Origin of the sequence: Nonomuraea basaltis (assembly GCF_005893125.1) — a bacterium.
Taxonomy (GTDB): Bacteria; Actinomycetota; Actinomycetes; order Streptosporangiales; family Streptosporangiaceae; genus Nonomuraea; species Nonomuraea basaltis.
Map to the genome: position 1 here is coordinate 1 of NZ_VCJS01000500.1, position 2,155 is coordinate 2,155.

The following is a 2,155-nucleotide window of genomic DNA, read 5'->3' on the forward strand; positions in this document are numbered from 1 at the left end:
GACTACACGACGTCGCAGCTTGACGTACTCGAGGCCGAGGCCATCCACATCATGCGCGAGGTGGCGGCGGAGTTCGAGCGTCCGTGTCTGCTGTTCTCCGGGGGCAAGGACTCGATCGTCATGCTCCGCATCGCGGAGAAGGCGTTCTGGCCCGCGGCCATCCCGTTTCCGCTGATGCACGTCGACACGGGCCACAACTTCGAGGAGGTCATCGAGTTTCGTGATCGCCGTTCGGCGGAGCTGGGCGCGCGGCTGATCGTGGCCAGCGTGCAGGACTCCATCGACGCGGGCCGGGTGGTGGAGGAGAGCGGGCGGCGGGCCTCGCGTAACCGGCTGCAGACCACCACGCTGCTGGATGCGATCGAGGAGCACGAGTTCGACGCGGTGTTCGGCGGGGCGCGCCGCGATGAGGAGAAGGCCCGGGCCAAGGAGCGGGTGTTCTCCTTCCGGGACGACTTCGGCCAGTGGGATCCGAAGAACCAGCGGCCGGAGTTGTGGAATCTGTACAACGCGCGGATCCGCAAGGGTGAGCACATCCGGGTCTTCCCGCTGTCGAACTGGACCGAGCTGGACGTGTGGGACTACATCCGGCGTGAGGGCATCGAGATCCCGTCCATCTACTTCGCCCATACCCGCAAGGTGTTCGAGCGTGACGGCATGCTGCTGCCCGACGCCGGTGTGGTGGCGCGGGGTGAGGATGAGCCGCTGCTGGAGGCGGTGGTGCGCTACCGCACCGTGGGCGACATGACGTGCACCGGCGCGGTGCGCTCGGAGGCCGGCACGGTCGAGGAGATCATCGAGGAGATCGCGGCCACCCGGATCACCGAGCGCGGCGCCACCCGGGCCGATGACCGCGCTTCGGAGGCCGCCATGGAGGACCGTAAGCGAGAGGGCTACTTTTGATGGACATTCTGCGCTTTGCCACGGCGGGAAGCGTCGATGACGGCAAGTCGACCCTCATCGGGCGGTTGCTGTTCGACTCCAAGGCGATCTTCGAGGATCAGCTGGAGGCGGTCGAGCGCACCTCGCGCGATCGCGGTACCGAATACACCGATCTGTCGTTGCTGACCGACGGGTTGCGGGCCGAGCGGGAGCAGGGCATCACGATCGATGTGGCGTACCGGTATTTCGCCACGCCGCGGCGGAAGTTCATCATCGCTGATACGCCGGGTCACATTCAGTACACGCGCAACATGGTGACCGGCGCGTCCACGGCGGATCTGGCGATCATTTTGATCGATGCCCGCAAGGGGGTGCTGGAGCAGTCGCGCCGGCATGCGTTCTTGACCTCGCTGCTGCGGGTGCCGCATCTGGTGCTGGCGGTCAACAAGATGGATCTGGTGGACTACTCCCAGGAGCGGTTCGAGGAGATCCGGGAGGAGTTCAGCGCGTTCGCCTCCAAGCTGAACGTCTCCGATCTGACGTTCATCCCGATCTCGGCGCTGAACGGCGACAATGTGGTCTCCCGTTCGCAGCACATGCCGTGGTATCTGGGCACCTCGCTGCTGCACCATCTGGAGAACGTGCACATCGCCTCGGATCGTAACCTGACCGATGTGCGGTTTCCGGTGCAGTATGTGATCCGTCCGCAGCGGGCCACCGATCAGGCCTTTCATGATTATCGCGGGTATGCCGGGCAGGTGGCGGGCGGGGTGCTGAAGCCGGGTGATGAGGTGGTGCACCTGCCGTCCGGGCTGAGCACGCGGATCGCCTCGATCGACACCTTCGACGGGCCGGTGCAGGAGGCGTTCGCGCCGATGTCGGTGACGCTGCGTTTCGAAGACGATCTGGACATCTCCCGCGGCGACATGATCGCCCGTCCCGGCAACCAGCCGCACGTGGCCCAGGAGCTGGAGGCGATGGTCTGCTGGATGGCCGACGGGCTGAAGCTGACGCCGCGTTCCAAGCTGACCATCAAGCACACCACCCGCACCGCCCGCGCGCTGGTGCGTGACCTGCACTACCGGCTGGATGTCAACACCCTGCACCGCGATGAGGAGGCGACCTCCCTCGGTCTGAACGAGATCGGCCGGGTGTCGCTGCGGATCACCCAGCCGCTGTTCGTCGACGACTACGGCCGCAACCGGCTGACCGGCGGCTTCATCCTGGTGGACGAGGCCACCAACGGCACCGTCGGCGCCGGCATGATCATGGA

General features: G+C 65.9%; 2 protein-coding genes. Both read left to right on the forward strand.

All coding sequences use genetic code 11. The features are described 5' to 3' along the window. The coding region (gene cysD, locus EJK15_RS68920) for a sulfate adenylyltransferase subunit CysD (RefSeq protein ID WP_138720869.1) at positions 1–903 on the forward strand (903 nt) is incomplete at its 5' end. After that, positions 903–2,155 (forward strand): sulfate adenylyltransferase subunit CysN (gene cysN / locus EJK15_RS68925; RefSeq protein WP_138720870.1); only part of this gene is annotated, 1,253 nt, incomplete at its 3' end. The genes cysD and cysN, both read left to right, overlap by 1 nt.